This is a genomic window from Sulfurospirillum sp. hDNRA2 (assembly GCF_024206095.2).
Classification (GTDB): domain Bacteria; phylum Campylobacterota; class Campylobacteria; order Campylobacterales; family Sulfurospirillaceae; genus Sulfurospirillum.
Window position 1 is genome coordinate 1288946 of record NZ_CP159800.1, and the last position, 23875, is coordinate 1312820.

The 23875-nt window shown below is 45.0% G+C and carries 15 protein-coding genes; 3 read left to right on the plus strand and 12 right to left on the minus strand.

The genetic code is table 11. The features are described 5' to 3' along the window. The first annotated feature begins 192 nt into the window (after positions 1-192). Together NL930_RS06510 and NL930_RS06515 are read left to right on the plus strand one after the other, a co-directional pair. Entirely contained in the window at positions 193-867 is a 675-nt protein-coding gene (locus tag NL930_RS06510) for a response regulator transcription factor (protein WP_254376057.1), read from the plus strand. Beyond that, positions 864-2438, plus strand: coding sequence for a transporter substrate-binding domain-containing protein (locus NL930_RS06515; protein WP_254376058.1), 1575 nt, complete (start codon positions 864-866; stop codon positions 2436-2438). The genes NL930_RS06510 and NL930_RS06515 overlap by 4 nt, the downstream gene beginning before the upstream one ends. Positions 2439-2478: 40 nt before the next feature. On the opposite strand, the gene NL930_RS06520 is transcribed toward NL930_RS06515, so the two are convergent. From NL930_RS06520 to NL930_RS06560, 9 genes are all read right to left on the minus strand, one after another. Further along, complete coding sequence (locus NL930_RS06520) at positions 2479-5502, minus strand: molybdopterin dinucleotide binding domain-containing protein (RefSeq protein WP_254376059.1); 3024 nt, start codon at positions 5500-5502, stop codon at positions 2479-2481. A gap of 2 nt (positions 5503-5504) precedes the next feature. Continuing rightward, the gene (gene nrfD, locus NL930_RS06525; protein WP_254376060.1) at positions 5505-6629 is read right to left on the minus strand and encodes an NrfD/PsrC family molybdoenzyme membrane anchor subunit; all 1125 of its coding nucleotides are present in this window, start codon (positions 6627-6629) and stop codon (positions 5505-5507) included. A gap of 1 nt (position 6630) precedes the next feature. Further along, positions 6631-7419: a sulfate reduction electron transfer complex DsrMKJOP subunit DsrO gene (gene dsrO / locus NL930_RS06530; RefSeq protein WP_039674532.1), complete on the minus strand. Its 789-nt coding sequence runs from the start codon at positions 7417-7419 to the stop codon at positions 6631-6633. 79 nt (positions 7420-7498) lie between these two features. Beyond that, a complete protein-coding gene (locus tag NL930_RS06535) occupies positions 7499-9160 on the minus strand; it encodes an ATP-binding protein (protein ID WP_254376061.1) in 1662 nt (553 codons plus the stop codon). Next, positions 9147-9839, minus strand: coding sequence for a response regulator transcription factor (locus tag NL930_RS06540; protein ID WP_039674530.1), 693 nt, complete (start codon positions 9837-9839; stop codon positions 9147-9149). The genes NL930_RS06535 and NL930_RS06540 overlap by 14 nt, the downstream gene beginning before the upstream one ends. 3 nt (positions 9840-9842) lie before the next feature. Then, positions 9843-10334 (minus strand): peptidylprolyl isomerase, encoded by a 492-nt coding sequence (locus NL930_RS06545; RefSeq protein WP_039674527.1) that lies wholly within the window; start codon positions 10332-10334, stop codon positions 9843-9845. 58 nt (positions 10335-10392) lie between these two features. Then, entirely contained in the window at positions 10393-12951 is a 2559-nt protein-coding gene (gene acnB, locus NL930_RS06550) for a bifunctional aconitate hydratase 2/2-methylisocitrate dehydratase (RefSeq protein WP_254376062.1), read from the minus strand. 24 nt (positions 12952-12975) lie between these two features. Then, positions 12976-15069, minus strand: coding sequence for a DNA translocase FtsK (locus NL930_RS06555; RefSeq protein ID WP_256497179.1), 2094 nt, complete (start codon positions 15067-15069; stop codon positions 12976-12978). A gap of 193 nt (positions 15070-15262) precedes the next feature. Next, on the minus strand, positions 15263-17896 hold the full coding sequence (locus NL930_RS06560; RefSeq protein WP_254376063.1) for a flagellin: 2634 nt from the start codon (positions 17894-17896) through the stop codon (positions 15263-15265). 166 nt (positions 17897-18062) lie between these two features. On the opposite strand from NL930_RS06560, the gene NL930_RS06565 reads away from it, so the two are divergent. Next, positions 18063-18344, plus strand: a complete 282-nt coding sequence (locus NL930_RS06565; protein WP_039674522.1) for an HU family DNA-binding protein — start codon at positions 18063-18065, stop codon at positions 18342-18344. A gap of 65 nt (positions 18345-18409) precedes the next feature. On the opposite strand, the gene NL930_RS06570 is transcribed toward NL930_RS06565, so the two are convergent. From NL930_RS06570 to aas, 3 genes are all read right to left on the minus strand, one after another. Further along, complete coding sequence (locus tag NL930_RS06570; RefSeq protein WP_039674521.1) at positions 18410-19894, minus strand: inorganic phosphate transporter; 1485 nt, start codon at positions 19892-19894, stop codon at positions 18410-18412. A 586-nt stretch (positions 19895-20480) separates the two neighbouring features. Further along, positions 20481-21743, minus strand: a complete 1263-nt coding sequence (locus NL930_RS06575) for an MFS transporter (protein WP_254376064.1) — start codon at positions 21741-21743, stop codon at positions 20481-20483. After that, complete coding sequence (gene aas, locus NL930_RS06580; protein WP_254376065.1) at positions 21740-23875, minus strand: bifunctional acyl-ACP--phospholipid O-acyltransferase/long-chain-fatty-acid--ACP ligase; 2136 nt, start codon at positions 23873-23875, stop codon at positions 21740-21742. The genes NL930_RS06575 and aas overlap by 4 nt, the downstream gene beginning before the upstream one ends.

A 23875-nucleotide genomic window follows, 5' to 3' on the forward strand; every position in this document is an offset into this window, starting at 1 on the left:
GAAAGCGACGATTTAACATACGCCAATCCTCATATTCATACGTTTTACGCTAAGCCTCATTGTACTTTTTTCATATCGTAGCTTTATCGCACGTTAAAATTTTTTTTGCGATGTGTTTGCGATTTGATTATAATACAGTTACGAAAATCGATCATACGCATCAAGATTTAAAAAAAGGCCGGTAAAACACCGATGAAACGATTAGCGGATAAAAATTTACTACTTTTAGAAGACAACGTCGAATTTATCGATAACGCCGTCTCTTTATTTGAGATGTTCGTCGCACGTGTTTATGTTGCACATACGATTAAAGAGGCGTATGAACTTTTTGAGAAAGAGCGCATCGATATTATTATTTCGGATATTCACCTCAAAAATGAAAACGGGCTCGATTTTATCAAAGAGTTGCGAAAAAGTAACGACAGTGTCCCTGTTTTAGTCCTTAGCGGTCATAAAGATGAAGAATTCCTCTTTAAAGCGATGACCTTAAATCTCAGCGGTTACCTTTTAAAACCGATTAATTTTAAAATGCTGGTGGACGGACTTCACGAATGCATTAAAAAAATGGAAGCAAGCTCGCAGACGATCGTTACGCTTAAAGACGGTTTTTGTTACGATAAAGCACTGAAAAACGTTACGAAAAATAACGTTGCGTTTGAATTGAATAAAAAAGAGATTCTCTTTTTCGAAATGCTCTGCCAGCATAAAAATACGATTTTGACACGCGACATGTTTTTAGCTTACGTTTATGAGTACGAACCGATGAGTGAAAGTGCGCTTAATAATTTTATTATGCGCATACGAAGACGTTTCGGAAAAACGTTTTTACATACGATTCCGGACGTCGGCTATAAGTTGATCGTATGATGAAATCGTTTTGGGCGTTGTGCCTTTGGGGCGTTATATCGGTTGTTTTTGCCTCTTCCGTTGCGTTAAGCCAAGCGCAAGAAGCATACCTCAAAGAGAAAAAAGTCATTACGATGTGTGTCGATCCCGATTGGGCTCCTTTTGAAACGATTAATGCCGACAAAGAGCACGAAGGCATTGCCGCGGATATAATACGATTGATTGCTTCTAAACTCGATCTAACGTTACGATTGATTCCGACAAAAACATGGGAAGAAACGGTGTTAAAATCCAAGCGTCAAGAGTGCGACCTCTTAAGTTTGGTCAATCAAACTCCAAAACGCGAAGAATGGCTCGTATTTACCGAACCGATCATTAAAGATCCCAACGTACTGGTTGCTCGTAGCGATTATCCGCCGATCGACGACATCCGCTCCTTGCGTCATACCAGCATTGCCTTACTGAAAGAAACATCCATTCTCGAGCGGTTTCAAAACGATTTTCCCAACCTTAAAATCATTCCCGTCGATACGGAAGAAGAAGCCTTTTGGATGGTGGAAAATAAAAAAGCGGATTTGACGCTTCGTTCGCTCATGGTCACGGCGTACACGATCAAAAAAGAGAGTATTTTCAACCTCAAAGTCGTCGCACAACCCAAAGATTATGTCAATATTTTACGTATCGGCGTTCGCAAAGACGAACCGATTTTGCGGGATATTTTAAATCGAGGCATTCAAGCAATCACGCCAAGCGAAAAAGAACACATTGTTAATAAACATATTTACATCAAAGTCGAATCCAACGAACGTAATCATCACTTATTGATTTACGGTATTTTAACGCTTTTGTTGATTTCGTCTCTGATCTTAATTTGGAATTACCAATTGCGTAAACGCGTCGCACAAGAAGTCAAAAAAAACCTTGAACACTCTCAAATGCTTTTTCAGCAATCCAAACAAGCCGCTCTTGGCGCGCTTATTGCGACGATTTCGCATCAATGGCGGGAAAGCCTGACTAAAATCAGTTATGCAAATTTAACGTTTCGTGCTCATATCTTGCAAAATAAAAAGATTCCGGACGAATTGTTGGATAAAAACACGCGGGAAATCGAGCAAACCTTGGATTTTATGTCCGAGACGATGCAAAACTTTTTAGAGTATTACAAACCTTCTACCAACGTTTATGAATTTGAGGTCGAAGACTCGATTCGAGCCGTGATTCGCATTTTGGATACCCGCATTAAAAACCTTAACGTCGCTATAGCGTTTCATCAGACGTCAAATACCCATTTTATCGGTATTCGTAACGAGTGGATGCAAGTGTGGATGAACCTTTTATCCAATATGCTCAACATAGCGCAAAAACGTGCTATCAAGTATCCTTATATCGAAATTACGATTAGCGAAAATGCGATTTCGTTTCACGATAATTGCGGCGGGATAGAACCTGAGATAGTGGAAAAGCTGAACAATGGAAGCTATAAAAACGGTTTGGGAATTAACATGTCAAGGGAAATCGTGCAAAAATACGGCAAAAGTCTTTTCATACATAACCTTGACCAAGGGGCTCAATTTATGATCGTTTCGCCTTAAGCGAGGCTATGAAAACGTCGTTTCATAGCCTGCGGTTTGGTTAGATTTTTTCGATGCGAACCGGAACGGCTTGGCGTGCGTTGGAACCGACGGCAAAGTCGCTTAAGGTCGGCATATTCAAGCGCGTTATATCGCGTAAGCCTAATTTATTGATATTGACGCCGCTTCTTCTGGCGATGCGTCCTTGTTTGAGCACGCTATCGATCTTAACGTCGATCGCCCCTTCTCCCTCGCGTCCGCTACCGTGTTCGATGCCGATAGAAAGCGGATGGATGCCCTCTTTGACGCGGCAAATGCCCTCAATCGTTCCGTCAAGCGAGCGTACGCGTACCGCTTCGCCGTGCGCGATACCCAACTGTTGCGCCGTTTTTGCGTTCAAATCGATGTAGGACGTGTAACGCGTATCGCGCAACGCTTCCAAGGCCGAAGTTGCCGAAGAAAGCACGTTGGACTTGTAGCTAAAGGCTAGAAACGGGTATTCGGGCGTATTGAATTTTAATTTTTCACCGTTAGCAAGACGCGGTGCATAATAACGCGGTACGCCGCTGTAACGCTCTCCCGTTAACGCATGATGCGACGTTCCTACGGTCTGGTTATAAACGGCAATCGCCTTGGTATAAGATTTGGTCATTTTATTGCCTTCGTATGCGCTACCTTTATCGGCAAAACGCCCTCCCCGACTCATGACGTAAGCAACCCTTTTCCAATTTTCGCCGCAAATACGTTTGAGCGACACTACATACTCTTCCAGTCCTGCCAAAGCAATCTCTTCGTCGCTAATTTCAGGTACGGGTGCGGCTCCGTCCATCGCGATGTTTTCAAAGGCTCTTAAATAAAAATCTTCGGGACGCTCAAGCGCAAATTTTGCATTGGCTCCGTTGATGGCGTTAGCACCGAATCCCGCTAAATTAAGCGATTTTCCCAATTCGATAAGAAAACTGTCCATCGAAATCGGTTCGCCGTTTTGCAGCTTTGCATTGGGCGAAGCGACGATTGGGTAACGTACATGTGAAGTTTTCGTCAGGTGTGCCGCCCACGGCGAAACGACGCCCCATGTTTCGTAAAGAACCGAATCGGGCACGATATAATCGGCGTAACGGCTGGTTTCATTGATAAACGGATCGATCGCAATAAAAAGCGGCACGGCTTTTTTGGGGTCTTTTAAAAGCGGGATCAAATGTTCCGCACCGCTTTGTCCGTACATAAAGTTCGAGCACCATGAGATTAACGCCCCCATTTTATACGGATAGGCACTAGCACTGCTATGAATCACTTCCGATTCGATCGCGTTGGTAAAAGGAAACCATGCATCTTTTGCCGGATAGGGATTTTCGCCTCGGGCAACTTTTTGTTTGTATTCGCTGCTGGTTTCATACGCTTTTCGAGCGCGATCCAAACGCGTACCGAAAGGCTTTTGTTTACCGGCATAGGCCAAAAGGTTGTAAACGGAACCGTTAAAATCTTTAAATTTACCGCCTCCCGTACTCATACCGCCTTTGTAATTTAAATTGCCCACCAACGCCCCTAACATCATCACGGCATACGTCGTGTAAAATCCGGTCGAATGCATCGTTCCGCCGTGACAATCGACGCCGACGCTACGACCGTAAGAGGTAAATTCACGCGCCAAATGGACGATCGTTTGCTCATCGATACCGCTTTCTTGGGCGTAAAACGAGAGCGGATGCTCCAATGCCGCCTCTTTAAGAAGTAAAAAGGCACTTTTAACGCGGTATGTTTTCCCCTCAAGGCTCACGTCTCCCTCAAATGCGATATCGGCTTCTAGAACTTCCTCGGCGGATTTGAGTTTGGCATCTTTGGCATCGACGACATGGACGATTCCTTTGGCATCGACGAGAATTTTACCTTGGTTTTCGCCTTCTTGAACGACCAAATGCGACGCATTGGTAAAGCTGTAATCGTGTAAAGCTTTTTGCGACGTTTCGCTCGGAATCGCCAAGTACGCTTTCAAATAACGCTCTTCTTCGATAATGACGCGCATCATACCCATGACAAACGCCAAGTCTCCGGAAGGTTTGATCGGTAGCCAACGTGAGCGGTCGCTTGAGGCAATCGAGTCGCTGTTGGTCAAAATCGGCGTGACGACGACATAGCGAAGATTTCCTTCGCTTCGACCTTTTGCCAAGAGTTTGGCTTGACGCTTAAACGGATTGCCCGCTTGTGCCGGAGCCGTAGCGATGTTCAGCATAAATTGACAATGTTCGTAATCGGGCTTCATATGCGGATATGCGTTAAAATCGTCTAAATACGCCGCTTCGCCTGCTCGCATGGAAAGACCGCAGATCGAGGTGTGCCCCATAAAATTGACCGTACCGAAACTTTGCACGAAGCGATGCACGATAAAGTTTTGACGTCCCTCGTCCGCCGTGCCTAAAACGCACAATTTATTGGCTATCGGACCGTAATCGGGGTTGTTTTCGTCGATCAAGGTTTTCGTATCGGCAAAGGCTTTGAGCCCGTCAACATAGCCTTCTTGGAAAAGATTACCGCCTTGCGTAATTTCACGAATCAACTGCTCGATCGAAATCGTTTGCCACTGATTGTCGCCGCGTTTACCGACGCGTTTTAGCGGTGCTGTGACGCGAAAAGGATCATTGAGTTTTTCATAAACCAGATTGCCTCTTGCACACGCGGTCGAGCGCATCTCCAAGCCTTTTTCTTTCCACGCGGAGGTTGCTTGAAAGCTTTCGCTTAAAGGAGTTTTGTATGCCAACCACGGATCGGAAGAGAGAAGACTGTACGGATTGCCGAAAACACGCTCGACGTGACCTGTTTTACGGTTGATTTTGACGCGAACCGAACAGTGGGTCGTACATCCGTTACAAATGCTCGGTTTCATGCTAAAATCGTTAGAGGGCGTAAAAGAACCTTTGACATGTAAGCCTTCGGTTTGAGGTGCGTTTCCGTAAATAGGATCGTTTGCTTTTTCGCCGCGTCTGGAAAGCGTAGCGACATGTTTGAGCGTATCGCTATAACCTCCAAGTGCCGCGCTTCCGGTGACGATGCTGGTTCCGATTAAAAATTTTCTGCGTGAACTTTCCATAATTATTGCTCCTTCGTATAATAATTCGCCATCTCTTTATCCCAAGGGAAAAGTGCCATAATCGCGGCAATTAAAGCGATGAGCAAACTCCAGTTGGACACTACGGAAAGAATGCTATCGAATCCTAAGACATGAGGATGGTATTCCAATAAAAAAGGCGTCGTTTTTCCGATGCTCTGACCGCCGATAACGGTGTTCCATCTAAAAATCCATACGCCGATTGCCGAGAGAACGCCCGCAAAAAGAACCCATTTGAGCGAGCGGGAGAAAAAGCGAATAAAACCGATTGCCATCGGTACAAAAAGACAAATAACGTAATCGACGATCAGGACTTCCCAAAAGTTTTCGCCGAAAAAGAGTTTGAGGGCATATTTTTCTTCGTTATTGAACGTAATCGCAAAGGTGAGCCAAAAGAAACGAATCACCAAATCGATGACGATAAACCATGCAAGCAATCGTGCCAAACGTTGCATCATCGCATAATCGATACGTTTAAAATCGGTAAAAAATTTCTGAAAAATCGGTAGCAAAATAATGAGCAAGCCCGTACCCGAAACCATTGCGGAAGCTAAAAACAAAATAGGCATAATCGGCGTATGAAATAAAGGAATCGCGTGAACCGCACCTAAAATATAACCGGTGTATCCGTGTACGCTTAGTGCCAAAGGAATACCGATCGCTCCAAGTAAAACGCCTAAACGATGGTCTTTTTCTTCTTGTTCTTTCGTGTAGGCGACCCCTTTTTTCATCGTAAAATAAGGTCTATACAAGACGATTGCTTCGGCTAAAATTAAAAGCGGATATGCTATCAGCAACAAAACGCCCCATTTCATCGGAGAGGTCGGGAAGTTTTCCCATCCGTAAAAAAAGAAGTTGATAATGCGGCCGGGTTGACGTAAATCGTCGATAAGATTCATCGGTGCGGCAACGAGTAAAACAAAGGCCAAAAGCAGCGAGAAACCGGCAATAGGCTTATACTCTTTCATACCGAAAACATGCGCAAAACTCGAAATGATAAACGCCGCGGCGGAACTTCCGGTAAACCAAAAATAGTTTGGAATGTCGATACCCCAAGGTCGATCGGGCGTAATCGAGCTAATCGTATGCAATAGTGATCCAAAATCCATGTTATTCTCCTTTACTTGACCATTCTTTATGCAAAGCACCCTCGCGTTTGCGTACCGCGTCGTCCAAAATTCCGTTTGAATACGGCAATGACTGGATTTCGCCGCTCAACGCAATGTAAAATACGCGCGGTTTCGTTCCGGAAGCAGGTTTTAAAACGGTGGCCGGAAACGTTGCAAGCAAGCGTGAGACGTGCGAAGAAGGATCGTTCAGATCACCGAAAACTCGTGCTCCGCCGACACAACTTTCCACGCATGCCGGAAGCAATCCGTGATCGACGCGATGCGCGCAAAGCGTGCATTTGTCGGCAACGTTGGAGATCGGATTGAAATAACGTTTATCGTAAGGACAAGCATTGATGCAGTATCCGCATCCCCAACAAATCTCGTTATCTACGACGACGATACCGTCTTTGCGGGCAAACGTCGCTCCGGTCGGGCAGACGCTTACGCACGAAGGCTCGGCGCAGTGGTTACACAGTTGCGGTAAAAACGCTTTCCTGACGCTTGGGTAACTTCCGAGTTCGTATTCGGGAACGTAAGTTCTAAATTTCTCTTTGGGGACTTTATTTTCACTTTTACACGCACTCGTGCAGGCTTGGCATCCGACGCATTTGCGAAGATCGATGACCATACCGAAGCGTTTACCCTCTTGCCCGACGTAACGGGCGTCTTTGGCGTCGCGACCGGGATTGGTAAGGCTTAATGCGTGTGCATGCGTTGATGCTAGCGTACTAACGCCGATCAAGCCCGTCGCTTTTTTGACGAACTCCCTTCTGCTCTTACTTGGCATAAAAACTCCTTTTGACAATTTCCAAAAGGTATGATAACGAGCAGTCGAGAGAAACTAGGGAGAAACAAAAAGCGAGGGATTAGAGAATGATTTCGAAGCAGGCTCCCAGATCGGTATTGAATGCTTTGAGGCTTCCTTGCGCGTGTTGTTCGATAATGGTTTTACTCATGTAAAGACCGATACCCGTGCCGCTTTTGGCATGTTTGGTACTGACGTAAGGCTCGAAAATGCGCTCAATCGGTTCCATTTCGATTCCGCCGCCGTTATCGACGATGCGAATACGAATGCGACCGTCGATGCGTTGAAGCGTAATGCTAATATGCGGATCGTCGATCGCGCGTTCGAGTAAAATGTCTTTGGCGTTACCGATAATATTTAAAACGACCTGCGCAAACTGGCTTGGACATCCTTTGATCTCTAGGCGCTCTTGGGCTTCGAAAGTCAAGCGGATATGATGGTTTTTGAGTGCCGAATCGATGAGATCGATTGCTTTTTGAATCGTATCGTTGATGACGTAATCTTTTTTTTGGTTGTCGCTCATAAAAAAATTGCGAAAATCGTCGATAGTTTTTGACATGTAAGCGATCAGCTTCTCCGAACGCGCGATACGCTCTTCGAAAATATCGCGGTTGAGTCTCTTTCTCTCCCATAAAAGTTGAAGGTTCATAAGCGTCGCTCCCAGCTCGCTTAAAGGTTGGCGCCACTGATGGGCAATATTGCCGATCATTTCTCCCATACTCGCCAAACGGCTTTGGTGCATTAAAAGTTGTTCGTGGTGTAAACGCTGTTTGATCTCTTGGTTAACGCGATCTTCAAGCGTGTGATTGAGGTGGCGCAAACTCGCTTCGCTCTCTTCAAGCCGTTTGATTAAAACGTCAAATCCGTAGTTTAAAATGACGAGCAATACGCCGATCATCGCAAGCGCGAGGAAAAACGCTTCATAGACGGTATCTAAAAGTTTTTGTTGCTGATCGCTAATATCTTGAAAGAAGAGAAGTTGCGCTAGATGATCGCCGATAAGTCCTTCGAGTTGAATGACGTGCGTGATGTACGTGCGGGTACGATTTTGTGAAATTGCCCCGTCTTGGAGGCTGATGGAGCGCAAATCGTTCTCTTTGGGCTCAAACGTTTCGCCTTTAAACAATATATAGCCTTTAAGACCCGAAAACTCTTCGACTTCGTTTAAAAAATACTCCGGCGCAATCGCAAATTCCAACATTCCGACTAAAGCTCTGTCGACGTAAACCGGCACGATGATATGATATGCCGCATAATGTTTGGAGAAGAAAAATCCAAATTGAGGTTCGCTTGGAACGGCTCTTTTTTCATCGATTTCGCTTTGCTTAGGGTCTTTCCCGAGATGCGCGATGAGATGGCGGTTTTTGTCGTAAAAACGGATACCGAGCAAAAACGGATTTTCCTGCTTTAAAACTTTCCATCGAAAGCTTGAAAGCCCCGTGAGCTGTTCGACGTTTTTATGCACCAATGCGTCTTTAATGCCGTAAGAGTCGAGATTGGCATAGGCGCGATTGAGGTAAAACGTCGCGGTGCGCTCTAGCGTCGTTTGGTAGAGACTGTGAATCTGTAACGCATAATCTTTGCGTGATTTTTCGATCGACTCTTTGACGTCGAGGTATCGCATCCATCCAAAGATCATTGCCATTGCCGCAAAAAGCAATAACACGAAGATCATCGTTTTGGTTTTCGTAGAAGGCGAGAGGCGTTTTTTAGCGTACGGCAAGTTTGTACCCGATACCGAAAATGTTTTCGATCAAATCGTTCGGAAGTTTTTTACGCAGTTCTTTTACCAGTGCTTTTAAAGCCTCTTTATTACCGCCGTCACCCGCCCAAACCGCCTCTTCTAACATGTCATAAGAGAGAACGCGATTTTTTTGGCGCAAAAGATATTCAAATAAAAGACGCTCTTTTTTCGTCAGTACGCTAGGCGTTTCATTGACGTAAAGCGTACACGATTCGGGATTGTAAAAGACGCTTTCGTTGACTTTAATGACGTTACCCTCTCCCCATTCGTACATCCAATGTGCGCATGTTTTTAAGGCGTTTAAAAAACTCTCTTTGGAAAAAGGCTTGAGAAGGTATGTGCAAATATTAAGTTCGATCGCTTCTAAAAAATAGCGTTGCTCGGCATATGCGCTCATAATAATGACGGGAACGCGTTTATGGGATTCGCGAATCCTCCTTAGCAACTCCAGTCCGTTGCATTTGGGCATACAAATATCCAACAGCAGTACGTCGGGACGGTGTTCGTAAAAAAGCTCTTCGGCTTCTTCGCCGTTGGACGCTTGAATCACGCGTTTAAAGAAAAGCTCTAAGGTTTGTGCGACGCTATGGCGTAAGCTCTCTTCGTCTTCGGCGTAGAGGATCGTTAAATGTTCGAATAAGCCGAGCGTGTCGTACATGGCTTATAAAACGGAGCGTTCGACGTCGATCGAATGGAAGCGCTTCTCGATCTCTTCGGGTAAGGCTTCACGGATACCGATAACGGTGGCGTCAAAGACGACCGTTACGCCTGATAGCGGATGATTGGCATCTAAGACGACCTGATCGTCTCGAATCTCGCTGACCGTATAGACCATCATAATCTCTTCGTCGTCGTCCTCACTGAAAACCATTTCAACTTGCTCTCCGATTTGTAAATCGTCTTCAAATTGTGAACGATCTTCTACTAAAACCAATTCGCCTTTATACTCTCCAAACGCCTCTTCAGGAAGCAGTTGCATATGCACGCTCTCTCCGATGCGTTTTCCCTCTAACGCCTGCTCGATTTTTACGAAAACTTCGTCATATCCGCCGTGCAGATACACCAAAGGAGTCGCTCCGCTATCGAGAAGTTCGTGTTGGGTATTAAATAAAGTATAATCAAGCGTCACGACGCAATTTTTATGAACAGTCAAATCAATCCTTACATGTAAGAAAAATGAGCCGTCTTTTCAAAGACGGCTTGGTGTTGTTTTAGTGACCTAAAGCGAAATCTTCGATGAGATTAAAATTGAGGTATTGATAGACCTTTTCGGTTTTTCCCGCCAATTTTTTAGGCACTAAGCTCATGTACTCTTCCACGCTAGGAAGTCGTCCCAAAAGCGCGCATAAAGCGGCGAGTTCCGCGCTTCCTAAGTAAACTTTCGAGTTAGGCCCCATACGGTTGTCGAAGTTTCGAGTCGATGTCGAAAAGACAACGGCACCCTCGCGTACGTTGGCTTGGTTGCCCATACAAAGCGAACATCCCGGAATTTCGATACGCGCGCCCGCCGTTCCGAAAAGCGCGTAGTAACCCTCTTGCGTGAGTTGGTTTTTATCCATTTTCGTCGGAGGTGCAATCCACAAGGTCGTAGGAACTTTGCCCTCTCCTTGCAAGACTTCGCCGAGTGCTCGGTAATGTCCGATATTGGTCATACAGCTTCCGACGAAGACTTCATCGATTTTTTTAGGGCGATTGTCGTCGGCTAAGATTTCGCTTAGGGTCGCAACATCGTCCGGATCGTTCGGACATGCTAAAATCGGCTCTTTGATTTCATTGAGATCGATTTCGATGACTTCGGCGTAGTGTGCGTCGGCATCGGCTTTGAGCAGTTTTGGCTCTTTGATCCATGCTTTCATTTTATCGGCGCGACGTTGAAGCGTTTTGGCGTCTTGGTAACCGGCTTTGATCATAGCTTCTAAGAGCGTAATGTTGGATTGGAGATATTCGACGACGCTTTCTTCATCTAAAGCAACCGTACATGCCGCCGCACTTCGCTCCGCCGACGCGTCGCTGAGCTCAAAGGCTTGTTCGACTTTGAGTTTGGGTAACCCTTCAATCTCTAAAATACGTCCCGCAAAGACGTTCTTTTTGTTTTTCTTCGGAACCGTGAGTAAGCCTTTTTGGATCGCGTAATACGGAATGGCATTGACAAGATCGCGTAGCGTAATGCCCGGTTGCATCTCGCCTTTAAAGCGTACTAACACCGATTCTGGCATATTAAGAGGCATGCTACCGGTAACCGCGGCAAAGGCTACAAGACCCGAGCCTGCCGGAAACGAAATGCCGATAGGAAAACGCGTATGACTGTCGCCGCCCGTTCCGACGGTATCGGGGAGAACCATACGATTTAGCCACGAGTGAATAACGCCGTCCCCCGCACGAAGGCTCACGCCGCTACGGGAAGTGATGAAATCGGGAAGCGTGTGGTGAAGTTTGACGTCGCTGGGTTTGGGGTAAGCGGCGGTATGACAGAAGCTTTGCATCACCAAATCGGCACTAAAACCAAGCGCGGCAAGCTCTTTAATCTCGTCCCTCGTCATCGGTCCGGTGGTATCTTGGGAACCAACGGTTAACGTTTGCGGTTCAACGTACATTCCGGCACGTACGCCTTTGACGCCGCAGGCGCGTCCGACCATTTTTTGTGCCAACGTGTATCCTACGCCTTGAAGTTCTTCAGGTTGCTCTGGTTTAGCGAAAATAGTCTCGGCACCCATGCCAAGACTTGCTCTGGCTTTTGCGGTCAGTCCTCGACCGATAATGAGCGGAATACGTCCGCCCGCTCGGTACTCGTCGGCTAAGGTATTGGGGGAGAGTTTAAACGTACCGACCGTTTTCCCTGCTTTTTCGACCTTGCCTAAAAGCGGATAGACATCGATAATATCGCCGGTTTCAAATGCGTCGACGTTGACTTCGATCGGAAGCGCACCGCTGTCTTCGGCGGTGTTAAAAAAAATAGGGGCAATGGTTGAGCCTAAAATAAGGCCGCTTGTTTTTTTATTGGGAACGCCCGCAATTTCTTTGCCCATCCACCATTGAATAGAGTTGATACCGGACTTTCGGCTACTTCCCGTTCCGACGACGTCACCCACGTAAGCGACCTCATAGCCTTTGGCTTTTAATTCGGTGATTTTTTCAAGTGCGCCCGGAAGTCGTTTGAGGAGCATCGCATTGGCATGCAAAGGAATATCGCTTCTCGTAAACGCTTCGCTTGCGGGACTTAAATCGTCCGTATTGGTTTCTCCCGCGACTTTTAATACCGCAACGGTCATTTTTTCGGGAAGAGCGGGTTTTGACGTAAACCACTGCGCATTTGCCCATGAAAGCATCACTTCTTTGGCATACGTATTGGTTTTGGAGAGTGTTTCAATGTCGTTAAAAGAGCCGTAGACGAGAATCGTGTTTTTAAGAGCGTTACAGGCGGCTTGCGCGACCTCTTTGTCCGAAGAGCTCAGTGCATCGACAAGCGGCTGAACGTTGTAGCCTCCGAGCATCGTGCCTAATAATTCAACCGCATAAACGGCGGAAATGGCCTTACATGTCACTTTTTTTTGAGCAACGTCGTTTAAAAATGCTGCCTTAACGTAAGCGGCTTCGTCAACGCCGGGCGGAACGCGATCGGCCAATAATGAGCGAAGAAACGCTTGATCGCCCTCTTCTTTTTTGAGTAATTCTACGACTTGAGCCGTTTTTTTTGCGTCAAGCGGTAAAGGAGGAACACCTAATTTTGCTCTTTCATTCACTTCAGCTTGATAGCTTTCAAAAAAATCCATTGTGATTGACTCCTTTAAAGTTGATTAAACGATAATTTCGCGCTGACCTTTGGCATTTTGAGCCGATAGAATTCCCATCGCCTCCAGTTGCTCGACGATCGTTGCGGCTCTATTATAGCCAATATTTAATCGTCTTTGAATATAAGAAATCGAGCTCTTTCTTTCATTAAGGACAATGGCTTTGGCATCTTCAAAAAGTTCGTCGAGTTCCCCGTTATCTTTGGATCCGGAAGCAGAAGAAAAACCCTCTTCGCTCTCTTTTAAAAAGCTTTCGTCATAGACGACGGGACGCTGTTTTTTGAGGTATTCGACCACTTTGTCGATTTCATCTTCGGTGGTATAGGGTGCATGCAAACGAATGAGTCCGGATGTGCCCGGAGGGGTGAAAAGCATGTCGCCGTTTCCAAGAAGCGAATCGGCTCCCATAGCGTCTAAAATGACTTTTGAGTCGATTTTTTGCCCGACTTTAAAACTAATACGCGAAGGTAAGTTTGCTTTAATAAGACCCGTTACGACGTCCACCGACGGGCGTTGCGTCGCTACGACGATATGAATACCGCTGGCTCGTGCCATTTGCGCCAAACGCGCGATGTAAAATTCGACGTCTTTACCGCTCGTCATCATCAAGTCTGCCAGCTCGTCGATAATAATGACAATATAAGGCATCGGCTCTAGCCCTAAACTTTTGGCTTTTTCGTTGTAATTTTCGATATTTTTCGTTTTGGAACGGCTCATAATCTGATAGCGTCGCTCCATTTCGGAGACCATATTGGCAAGAGCAACGATGGCTTGTTTCGGTTTGGTAATGACCGGCGTTAAAAGATGCGGAATGTCGTTGTAAATCGAAAATTCGAGCATCTTAGGGTCGATCATCAAAAAGCGCAACGTATCGGGCGAATTGCGGTATAAAAGCGATAATAGCATCGCATTAATCCCCACACTCTTACCGCTTCCGGTCGTTCCGGCGATCAAAAGATGCGGTAATTTTTTAAGATCGGTCACAAAGGCATTTCCGACGATGTCTTTACCTAAGGCAATCGTTAAAGGCGAAGCCGATTTTTTGAAGATATCGCTCTCTAAAATCTCTTTGAGGTAAATTGTTTCGATTTTTTGGTTCGGAACTTCGATACCCACGACGTCTTTACCGGGAACGGGTGCTTGAATACGAATCGTTTTAGCGCGAAGTGCCATCGCAAGGTCGTCTTGAAGCGTTAAAATACGCGAAACCTTGACATGCGGTGCGGGTTTGAATTCAAATGTCGTTACCACCGGACCTGAATAGGTACGAACGACGTCGCCTTCGATTTTAAAGCGTCTGAGTTTTTCGAGTAAGTCTTGGATTTTTTGATCGATCTCGTTTTCATTGACATGAACCGCTTTTGTCGGAGGATTGGCTAAAAACGAAAGCGGCGGTAGTTTAAAATCTTTGGGTTTGTCGACTTCGCCTTGATCAATTTGCGAAAGCAATTTTTTGTTTTCTTCGACTTCGCTCAAAATCTCGACTTTTGCGTTGGAACTTTTGAGCTTAACCAAACTTTTTTTCGGTTCGCTCTCTTCGGGGAAAAGCGGTTGAAGAATGGTAGGATTTTCTTCCATCTCCTCATCGGCGGGTATTAACGTCTCTTGTTTTCGCACGGATTTGACTTTTTTCTCTTCGCGTTTGGGCTCTTCGGCGGGTTCTGCTTTATACTCTTTAACGCTTGTTTTCGTAAACGTAGGTTTAATCAAGGCGAAAAAATCGCTAATACTGGATTCGACTAAAAGTGTCATGGAGAGCATAAAAACGGCTAAGATAAAAATCCAAACGCCCATAATGCCGATAAATCCGATCAATAAATCAACGATAGAACGACCGAATAAACCGTTGTATTCATTATGAACGATAATCGACTGAGCCATTAAAAAAGCGAAAAAAAGAATGGCGGAGGCGACAAAAATACCGACGCTTCGTTCCGTTACTTTTCCTTCTTTGTAAAGCGTAAATGCCGGTAAAATGAGCATAAAAGGGTAGATAAACGCTAGATAGCCGAAAAAATGTTGATTTCCGTGCCCCAAATAAGCACCGAACCTTCCGACGACGGAAGCGTCCGGTAAAACGGTGGCAACGCCCAAATACAAAACAATCGCAATAAAAATAATAAAAAAAGTCTCTTTTAAGATAGTATATCCTTTACATGTAATCGTAATCCCCTCAAGCGATTCAAGCTTTCTAGGCTCGTAAGCGTCTCTCGTAGAATTTAAGCACTCCTAAGTATCGGTGCTCTAACGTCTTGTAAGCATGATATTACAAGACGTTTATTATAACAAATTATTACATGTAATCTAAAAGAGACAGCTTATTAATTTGCGAAAGTGTCGATAACATAGCTTGGTAGGAGGTATAAATCGCCTGATATTCCAAATAGGCTTCTGCCGTATCGACGCTAATCACGCTATTTTGAACCGTTTTGACATTGACCGTCAACATTTCGCTACGGGCATTGGCATCGGTCAGTGCATTCCCGAGCGCACCGATTTTCGTGTGTGCTTTGTTGACGTGATCTGCGATATGGTCGATTTGAAGCAATGCATTTTGAATTCCCATCGCGCGAGGATCGTCCGAAGAAGCATCCATATAAAGATTGCCGGATCTTACGGCTTCAATCATTTCATCTAATTGTTTAAAAATATCTACGCTTGGGCTCTCTACGGTTACGGAATCGTTTGCCATAAAAGAGAGTGCCGTACTTCCGATGCCCGTAAAATCCGTCGCACTTTTATCGTACATGGATAATGCAATTTTGGTCTCAGAAGATTTTTTATCGACGATATTTATTCTTCCTTTGTAATCCAAAGTTGCCTCAACGCTGTTTTTAGCCGTTGATAAAGCATAATTGTATTCGGCTGTATTAGCATTAGCGATAGCATTATCGTAATCAATTGTCGCTTGAGCGATTTGAGCGGCTGAAGAAGTAGGATCGGCTTTAACGATTCCGGCATCGATCGCTTTTTGAATATACGCTTGTGTTTCAAGCGAAACACCGCTTTTGGCAATTGCGGCTTGTGCATCGCGGTTGGTCGTATCACCGGCTATACCGAACGCAATGGCATTGTTAATGGCCGTTTGAGCATCGCTCGTTACGCCTTGCTTAGGAATATTGCCTGACGTGACCATGCTCACGATATCCAAAAGTTGTTGATACGTCATTTCATCGGCTTTGGTTTTCGTATTGTTTAAATCTCCTTTACCGTTATAAATAGAGATAATTTCGTTCGGTTCGCTGCTATTGATGATACCGTCGCCGTCTAAGTCAATCGAAAATGTCGTATCCGAGGAGTCTAAATTGAGTGTTCCCGTACGGCTGATACCGTTTTTGTCCGTGAAATTTAAAACCAGTTGTTTCCCGTTTAAGCTATCGACACCTGCAACGTCTACGAGTTTAGTTGAAGCGGTTGCAAAGTTATTGGTTGATTTAACGACTTGAGAAACGTTACCCGAAAGAAGGTTACCGTCTTTTTCAAAGCCTCTGCGTGCATAATTCATTGCATCGGGAAGCGCATTTCCGTGAGCCAATCCGTTGGACGCGTTTTTAGGAACAATCGAAACGACGTTTGTCGGTACTTTTATCATTCCCGAACCGAGCGTTGCCGTAGGTACGCCTCCGTAATATTCCGTATCGATGGCACTCATTAAGTCTTGTACCGTTTTACCGGCAATTGAAAAGGAGGTTGCTCCGAAATCGAGATGATCGACATCGGCAGGGAAAATATCTTTTAATGCCGTCGTCGTGCTGATCGTAGAGGTATCGACACCGCTTTGCGGGAAGCTGATACCGAAATTGCCGCCGCTAAGTACACTTGATCGCATCGTTAGATCGGGAGAAGAAAGCGACGTTGCGTAGTTGCTTTTGTTAAAAGCGATAATGTCGACGTTCGGATGCAAGGTTAAATTATCGATATTCATAATTTGCTCGGCATCACCCGTTTGTCCGGCGGTTGCGTTTCGATCGATTGCCCCGAACATATTCATTTCGAGCGTTTGATGACCGGTCATTAAATCTTTTACTTCAATTTGCCCGTGTGCGTTAAGACTCACGCTGACGACTTTATTGGTTGCCGTATTTCCGTATGCTTCGCCGATGCTATCAAGAAGATTCGATACTTTAGAACCCGTATCCATTTTAATGGTGTTTGAAAAAGTGGTACCGTTACTTTTACGACCGGAGAGATAAAAAACGGCTTTTCCGTCATCGGAAGCATTATTATTCGTATCGCCTACAAGATCGCGTATCGTGTCCTCTTGCGTAATGTACACTTCGCTTGCCGTTTCGTTTTGACTGTTTTGCGTCATCACGTCCGGATGCAATTTGGATTGGTTGAGCAATGCTACGTTACTTGATACGATTTTGCTGTAATCGCTGTCTTTTCCTAAGAAAAGCGATTGTCCGTTAATGTTATAATCCAATTCTACGCCAGAGCCGATTAATGCTTTTAAATTTTCATCGTTACCTTGGTAGTTGCCGTAAGCATCGATAGGTTTTTGGTTCAAAGAGGAACCTGAAAACAAGAATTGACCGTTAATAGAGGTATTGGCAAGACTTAAAAGTTGTTGTTTTATTCCGGTTAGATCGTTTGCCAACGCTTCGAGACTGGTCGTTGAATTCGTACTCGTGGAAGCTTGAACCAATTTTGCCTTAAACTGATCCAATGTACTGGAAAACGACGTCAGCGTCGTATCCGTATTGTTAGCAAAAGTTGCGGCTTTTGACGAAATAGCACTTGATTGCGTTAACGTGTCGATTTCTGTATTCAAACGCATCGCATCGATATAAATACCGGTATCTTCGTAGCTGTTTTGAATTTTCAATTTAGAGGCGATTTGTTGGTTAATATTATAAAGGCTCTCACTATTGGTGCGATAATTACGCAACGACGTGGAGTGTAATAAAGAATTCGTTATCCTCATAAATTATCCTTAATAAATGATCTTTCTTAGTGTAAGCAAATTTAATTCCTTGAGCAAAATATCGTCTCTTTGGGTATATTCTTTAACTTTTTAAGAAAAATTATTGTCTTTTTTTAAAAAAAATTGTACAATCCTCGCACAAACACTTTATTTTAAGGAATGGGCAATGAAAAAAGCGGAATTTATCCAAGCGGTCTCTGAGAAAGCGGGTCTTTCAAAGAAAGATAGTCAAAAAGCTGTTGATGCAGCATTAGAAGCGATTAGCGAAGCGCTTGTCGCCGGTAAAGAAGTTAGCTTTATCGGATTCGGTACGTTTAGTACGGCGACAAGAGCTGCTAGAAAAGCAAGAGTTCCCGGTACAAACAGAGTCGTCGATGTTGCTAAAACAACCGCCGTTAAATTTAAAGTCGGTAAAAAATTGAAAGACTCCGTCGCTTCCGCAAAATAATACTTTATATTCGATCAAAATCGTACGATCTTGTATCGTACGATTTCTCCTTACTTCAAAATTTATCACTTCATCAAAAAGTTTAATCCCATATAAATGACCGATCCGAGTAACGCCGTTACGGGTAAAGTAAAAACCCACGAAAGCACAATCACTTTAATCGTATTTTTCTGAACACCGCCGTCGGGTTCTGCTACCATCGAGCCGGTCACGGCACTTGATAAAATGTGTGTCGTGCTAACGGGTGCATGTGCGAAGTTTGCAAGTAAAATCGTCAACATCGCCGTAGCTTGGGACACCGTTCCTTGCATATAATTGATCGGTTTTGAACCGATTTTTTCGCCGATGGTTAAAACGATACGTTGATAGCCGATCATCGTACCGATGCCAATTGCTAACGCTACGGCGATAATGACCCAATAAGGAGCGTATTCGATAGCCGAGACGATGTGTTTGCGTTGGGCTGCGATATAATCGGATTTATCTTTATCGCTTAGCAAATAGATTTTTTCCGCTTGTGCAAAAAAGTTATCGGAACATAAAATCGCCGTACGAACGCTCCATCGATCTTCGATCGAAAGTTCGGAATACGAATGCAAATGATCAAGCTTAGACGCGACTAAAGAGACGGTCTCGCCGACTTGATTGACGTTGCATTCGGCAATGGTGTTTTTGGTTTTTAACGCACTGATAAGCCTTTTTTCGCTGACGAGTTGTGCAAGGGAGTCTTGATTGTCTTGGTAGAAGCGCGCAAGGTTATTAGCGGCGTCTCGGGTTTGAATGATTTTGTAGTGATGCGAGTCCATATTGAGGGCATAATATTGCGGTAAAATACCGATTAAAATGATCATAATAAGACCGATGCCTTTTTGCCCGTCGTTCGAGCCGTGCGCAAAACTTACACCTGCCCCCGTGGCAACGATACCCGTTCGAGCCCAAAAGCTTGGATGTTTACGTTTTTCTTCTTGTTCGGGAGTTCTAAAAAGGCGTGGGTTATTAATGTATTTTCGAGACAGACGCATTAAAAGATAGGCAAATCCGAAACCTAAAAAGGGTGAAACCGCTAAGCCGGTTAAAACGGTATAAACGACTTTCCAGTTGACGCTATGCGAAATATCAAAGCCGTTCATAATGCCAAACGTGGCACTCACGCCGATAATGGCACCGATCAGTGAATGTGAACTGGAAACGGGAAGTGCGAAGTACCATGTACCGAAATTCCAAATGACCGCCGCAATTAAGAGCGAATAGACCATTGCTAGTGAAGCATTGGGATTGGACGTTACCATAATATCGACGGGCAAGAGATGCACGATCGAATACGCAACGCCGATACCACCCGTGATAACGCCTAGAAAATTCATCATTCCCGACATCACGACGGAGTATTTTGCTTTCATCGAATGGGTATAAATAATCATGGCTACGGCATTCGCGGTATCGTGAAAACCGTTAATCATCTCGTAAAAAAGCGCAATTCCAAGCGATAGAATCAATAAAGCGATCGTAATCGCACCGACACCGTTCAACGCATCCCAAAGTACAGACATCTCGTATCCTATAAATATTTCAATTCGATTACTTTACCAAACCAATCCCCTGATTTTGCTTTAAAACGCTTCTTTTATTTTCCTTGCAAAGACATTGTCGTTGTTTTACACGTGCTCGTTTGTGTGACACGAAAGACGTAGAAAAGAGGGTCGATCATTCAATCGCTTTACGTGCTGACGTAAGATTTATCGTAAAATGTTTGCATGGATAAATAGCGTATGCTTGGGGTCTAAAAAATTTCTGATCGTGTGAATAAAATCCGCTTTTGAGCTTCTAAAGTAAATGCATCTATTGAAATATAAATTTACATGTAAAAGGATGCGTGCCCTATTCCCTTCCTAATACTCTTACATGTAAAGATTTTGAAGTTGTAAAATGTTTATGTATAAAATAAAAAAAGTGTTGGAGAAAAGAAAAAACGCTCGAACCGGGCAATCCGAGCGTTGGTCTTAAAAATTGGTAGGTTCTACACAAAAAGGAGGTATGTGTCTTACATGTAAAAGTATAGGCGATTAGCTTAAACAAGAGATGAACCATTCGTTAATAGAACCTGAACAAATCGTTCACATTCTTTACATGTCAAGACTAATCAATCCGTTTGTATACCACCCAAGCGATCCAAGTTGCTATGATTCCCGTTCCAATCGCTGCTGCCAAAAAGACCTCAGGGATTCGCCATGAAGCATCGAGCAAAACCATCGTAAGTACCGCGCCAAGTACCATAAAAAGCGCATTTAAGATGTTATTGGCGGCGATGATGCGTGAGCGAAACGCGGGATCGCTTTGGCTTTGCATGATAGCGTAAAGAGGGACACTAAAGAGTCCGCCAAAAAGAGCGATGAGCGTTAGATCGATCAAGATATGCCAAAAGGTGCTGCTTGAAAAAAGGACTTCTACAGGCACAAAGCTTGAAGAGGTGAGCGCAAAGTCGATTCCAAAAAAAGTCATTCCCAAAGCACCCAGTATGATCAAAGAAGGGCGAATGGTATGGTGACTGAGTTTTTCACATAAGAAAGAGCCCACACCGATACCGACGGTAAAAAGACTAAGCAAGAGTGTTACGGTGGTCTCGTCGCCCTCTAAAACGATTTTGACGAACGCGGGAAATTGCGAAAGCAACAGTGCGCCGTAAAGCCAAAACCATGAAATGGCGATGATGGCGAGAAACACGGTCTTATTGGCATACGCCAGTTTCAGCGTTTGCGCCGTTTGAGAGAAGATGTTGTACGAAAGATTCATCTGCGCATTCAGTGAAGGTGCTGTGGGAATGTAGCGACTGCACACGTAGCCGATCAGCGCGATTGCCATGCCCATAACCCCTGCGATAATGCCGCCATATGTGGAAGCGGCGATCAGTCCACCGCCAAGCGTTCCAAGCAAAATGGCGCCAAACGTTCCAGACTCGACCAACGCGTTTGCCATCACCAGTTCATTTTCGCCCATATGTTGGGGGATGATGGCGTATTTGATGGGTCCAAAAAGCGTTGAATGCAAGCCCATGCCAAAAACCACGACCAACAACAAACTAAACCAATGCATGTAAAAACCAAGGGTGGCAATGCTCATCAACCCCAATTCCAAAAGCTTGACAAGGCGTGTTAAAGTAGCTTTGTCGTATTTGTCCGCCAGTGCTCCAGCCAGTCCTGAAAAGATGAAAAAAGGCAGAATGAAAATTGCCCCGATAAGCGGCGCTAAAATGCCTAAGGGCAAACTCGTCCAAGAAGCTGCGTGAAACGTCACCAAAATAGCGAGGGTATTTTTGAAGATATTGTCGTTAAACGCACCTAAAAACTGTACCGTAAACAACGGCGCGAACCGTTTGGTTTTCAAAAGGTAAAAAGCACTCATGCGATCTCGCTTGCCATGGATTTTAAGGTGACATAATCAGTCTTGCCTGTTCCCAAAAGCGGCAATGCTTCCACATGGACGATTTTGCGAGGCACGGCAATTTCAGGGAAACCGTTGCTTTGAGCACTTTTTTGCAAGGCATCTCGGGTTAGGTTTTTATCGGTCGTAAAGAGTACGATCGCTTCGCCTCTAGCGACATCGGGGATGGATGAGCTGGCATGTAAAAAACCGTTCGATGTTAATGTTGCTAGTTTTTCGACTGATTCTAGGGAGATCATCTCGCCTGCGATCTTGGCAAAGCGTTTAACACGCCCTTTGATCTGCACAAACCCAGATTCGTCGATGCTCACGATGTCGCCTGTGTTGTACCACCCCTCGCCTGCTTCGGACGTCGGCTTTTCCAAAACACCCGGATTTTCAGCGCGCAAATAGCCGCTCATGACATTCGCACCCTTTACATGTAAGATGCCGCCCTCCTCAATTCCTGGAACGGGAATCAGTTTATGCTCGATGCCCGGTAAGATCTGTCCGACTGTTCCTTTTTTATACGCCATCGGCGTATTGACCGCGATCACAGGAGCCGTTTCAGTGGCACCGTACCCTTCAAAAATGCGTAAGCCAAACTTCTCAAACCAAAGCTCACGCACATTTTCAGCGAGCTTTTCTGCCCCAGCGATGACGTAGCGCACACGGTAAAAGTCGTACGGATGCGCGTGTCGTGCGTAGTTATGCAAAAACGTGCTTGTCCCTAGCAAAATCGTGCAAGAGCGATCATACGCGATCTCAGGAATGACACGGTAATGAAGTGGCGAAGGGTACATAAACAGGTGCATACCTCGAAAGATCGGAAGCAGTGAGCCTGCAGTGAGACCAAAGGAGTGGAAAATCGGCAGAGCGTTGAGCATTTTATCTTCCGTGGAAAAATCCACGATGGAGCTGATCTGAGCGATATTGGCAAGCAACGCTTCATGCGAGAGTACCACGCCTTTAGGTTTGCCTTCACTTCCAGAGGTAAATAAAATCACCGCCGTCTCTTTTTCATCTTGAGATACTGTGACAAGGCGTGGAAAGTGAATCGCATAAAGCATCAACCACAGTTTATCAACCAAGCGCATGGTTGCTTTGAGCTCTTCAAGGTAGACAATGCGCACACCTTTTAAGGCTTCTAATTTCGGAGCGAGTTTCGCTTGCTCCACAAAGGCTTTTGACGTGACGATCGTTTTGATTTTTGCCGCGTCACACGCACTTTGCAAACCGTCCACGCCTGCTGTGAAATTGAGCATGGCAGGTACTCGTTTCATACCTGAGAGTCCTAAAACCAGTGCGAGTGAAGCAACCGCTGTTGGCATCAAAACGCCCACCGCTTCGTCTTTTTGAGTGATAGGACTTAGGAGTCGTCCCAAACCTAGCGCCATTTTAAGAAGCTGTGCATAAGTGTATTCGACCTGCTTGATGTCTTCGACGATGGCTTTGTTTTTGCCGTACGTTTCAATGGCATCCAAAAAAGTGCCGAAAAGATCATTGGCAGGACGTGCGTCAAACGAGCACTCTTGCATCAAACGTCGCATCACTTCACCGGAGAGCAGACGTCTTTCATGCGATGTTCCCTCATGCGAAACAACGAGTTTGGTCGGCGTGCAATAACGAAGCGAAATCTGCGGAAATAGTCTGTGCGGGTATGTCTTTGGCATGCGCGAAAGCTTACTAAACGTCGCACCTTGAATGATGATCGGAACAACGGTTGCATTGGTTTTGACCGCCACGAAGGCACTACCTTCGTAAATCTTCATCAAACTGCCTGTCGTCGTAATGCGCCCTTCGGGAAAAATGACCACAGGACGTCCGCTCTCCACTAAGCGAATAATCGCCTTAATCGCCATCGGATTGGACGGATCGACGGTAAGATGATCGACGAGCATAAGAAAAAATCGTATAAAAGGATTGTTGGCGATTTGCGTGTTGATGATAAATACCGGCGAAACGGGCAACATCGCGCCCAAAATCAACCCATCTAAAAACGATTGGTGGTTGGCGATGATGAGCATCGGCTCATGTTTATTGGCTGTAAAATGCCCATGAACACGTATTTTAAATAAAATACGTAAAATTATACGTAAAATTGTTTTGATCAT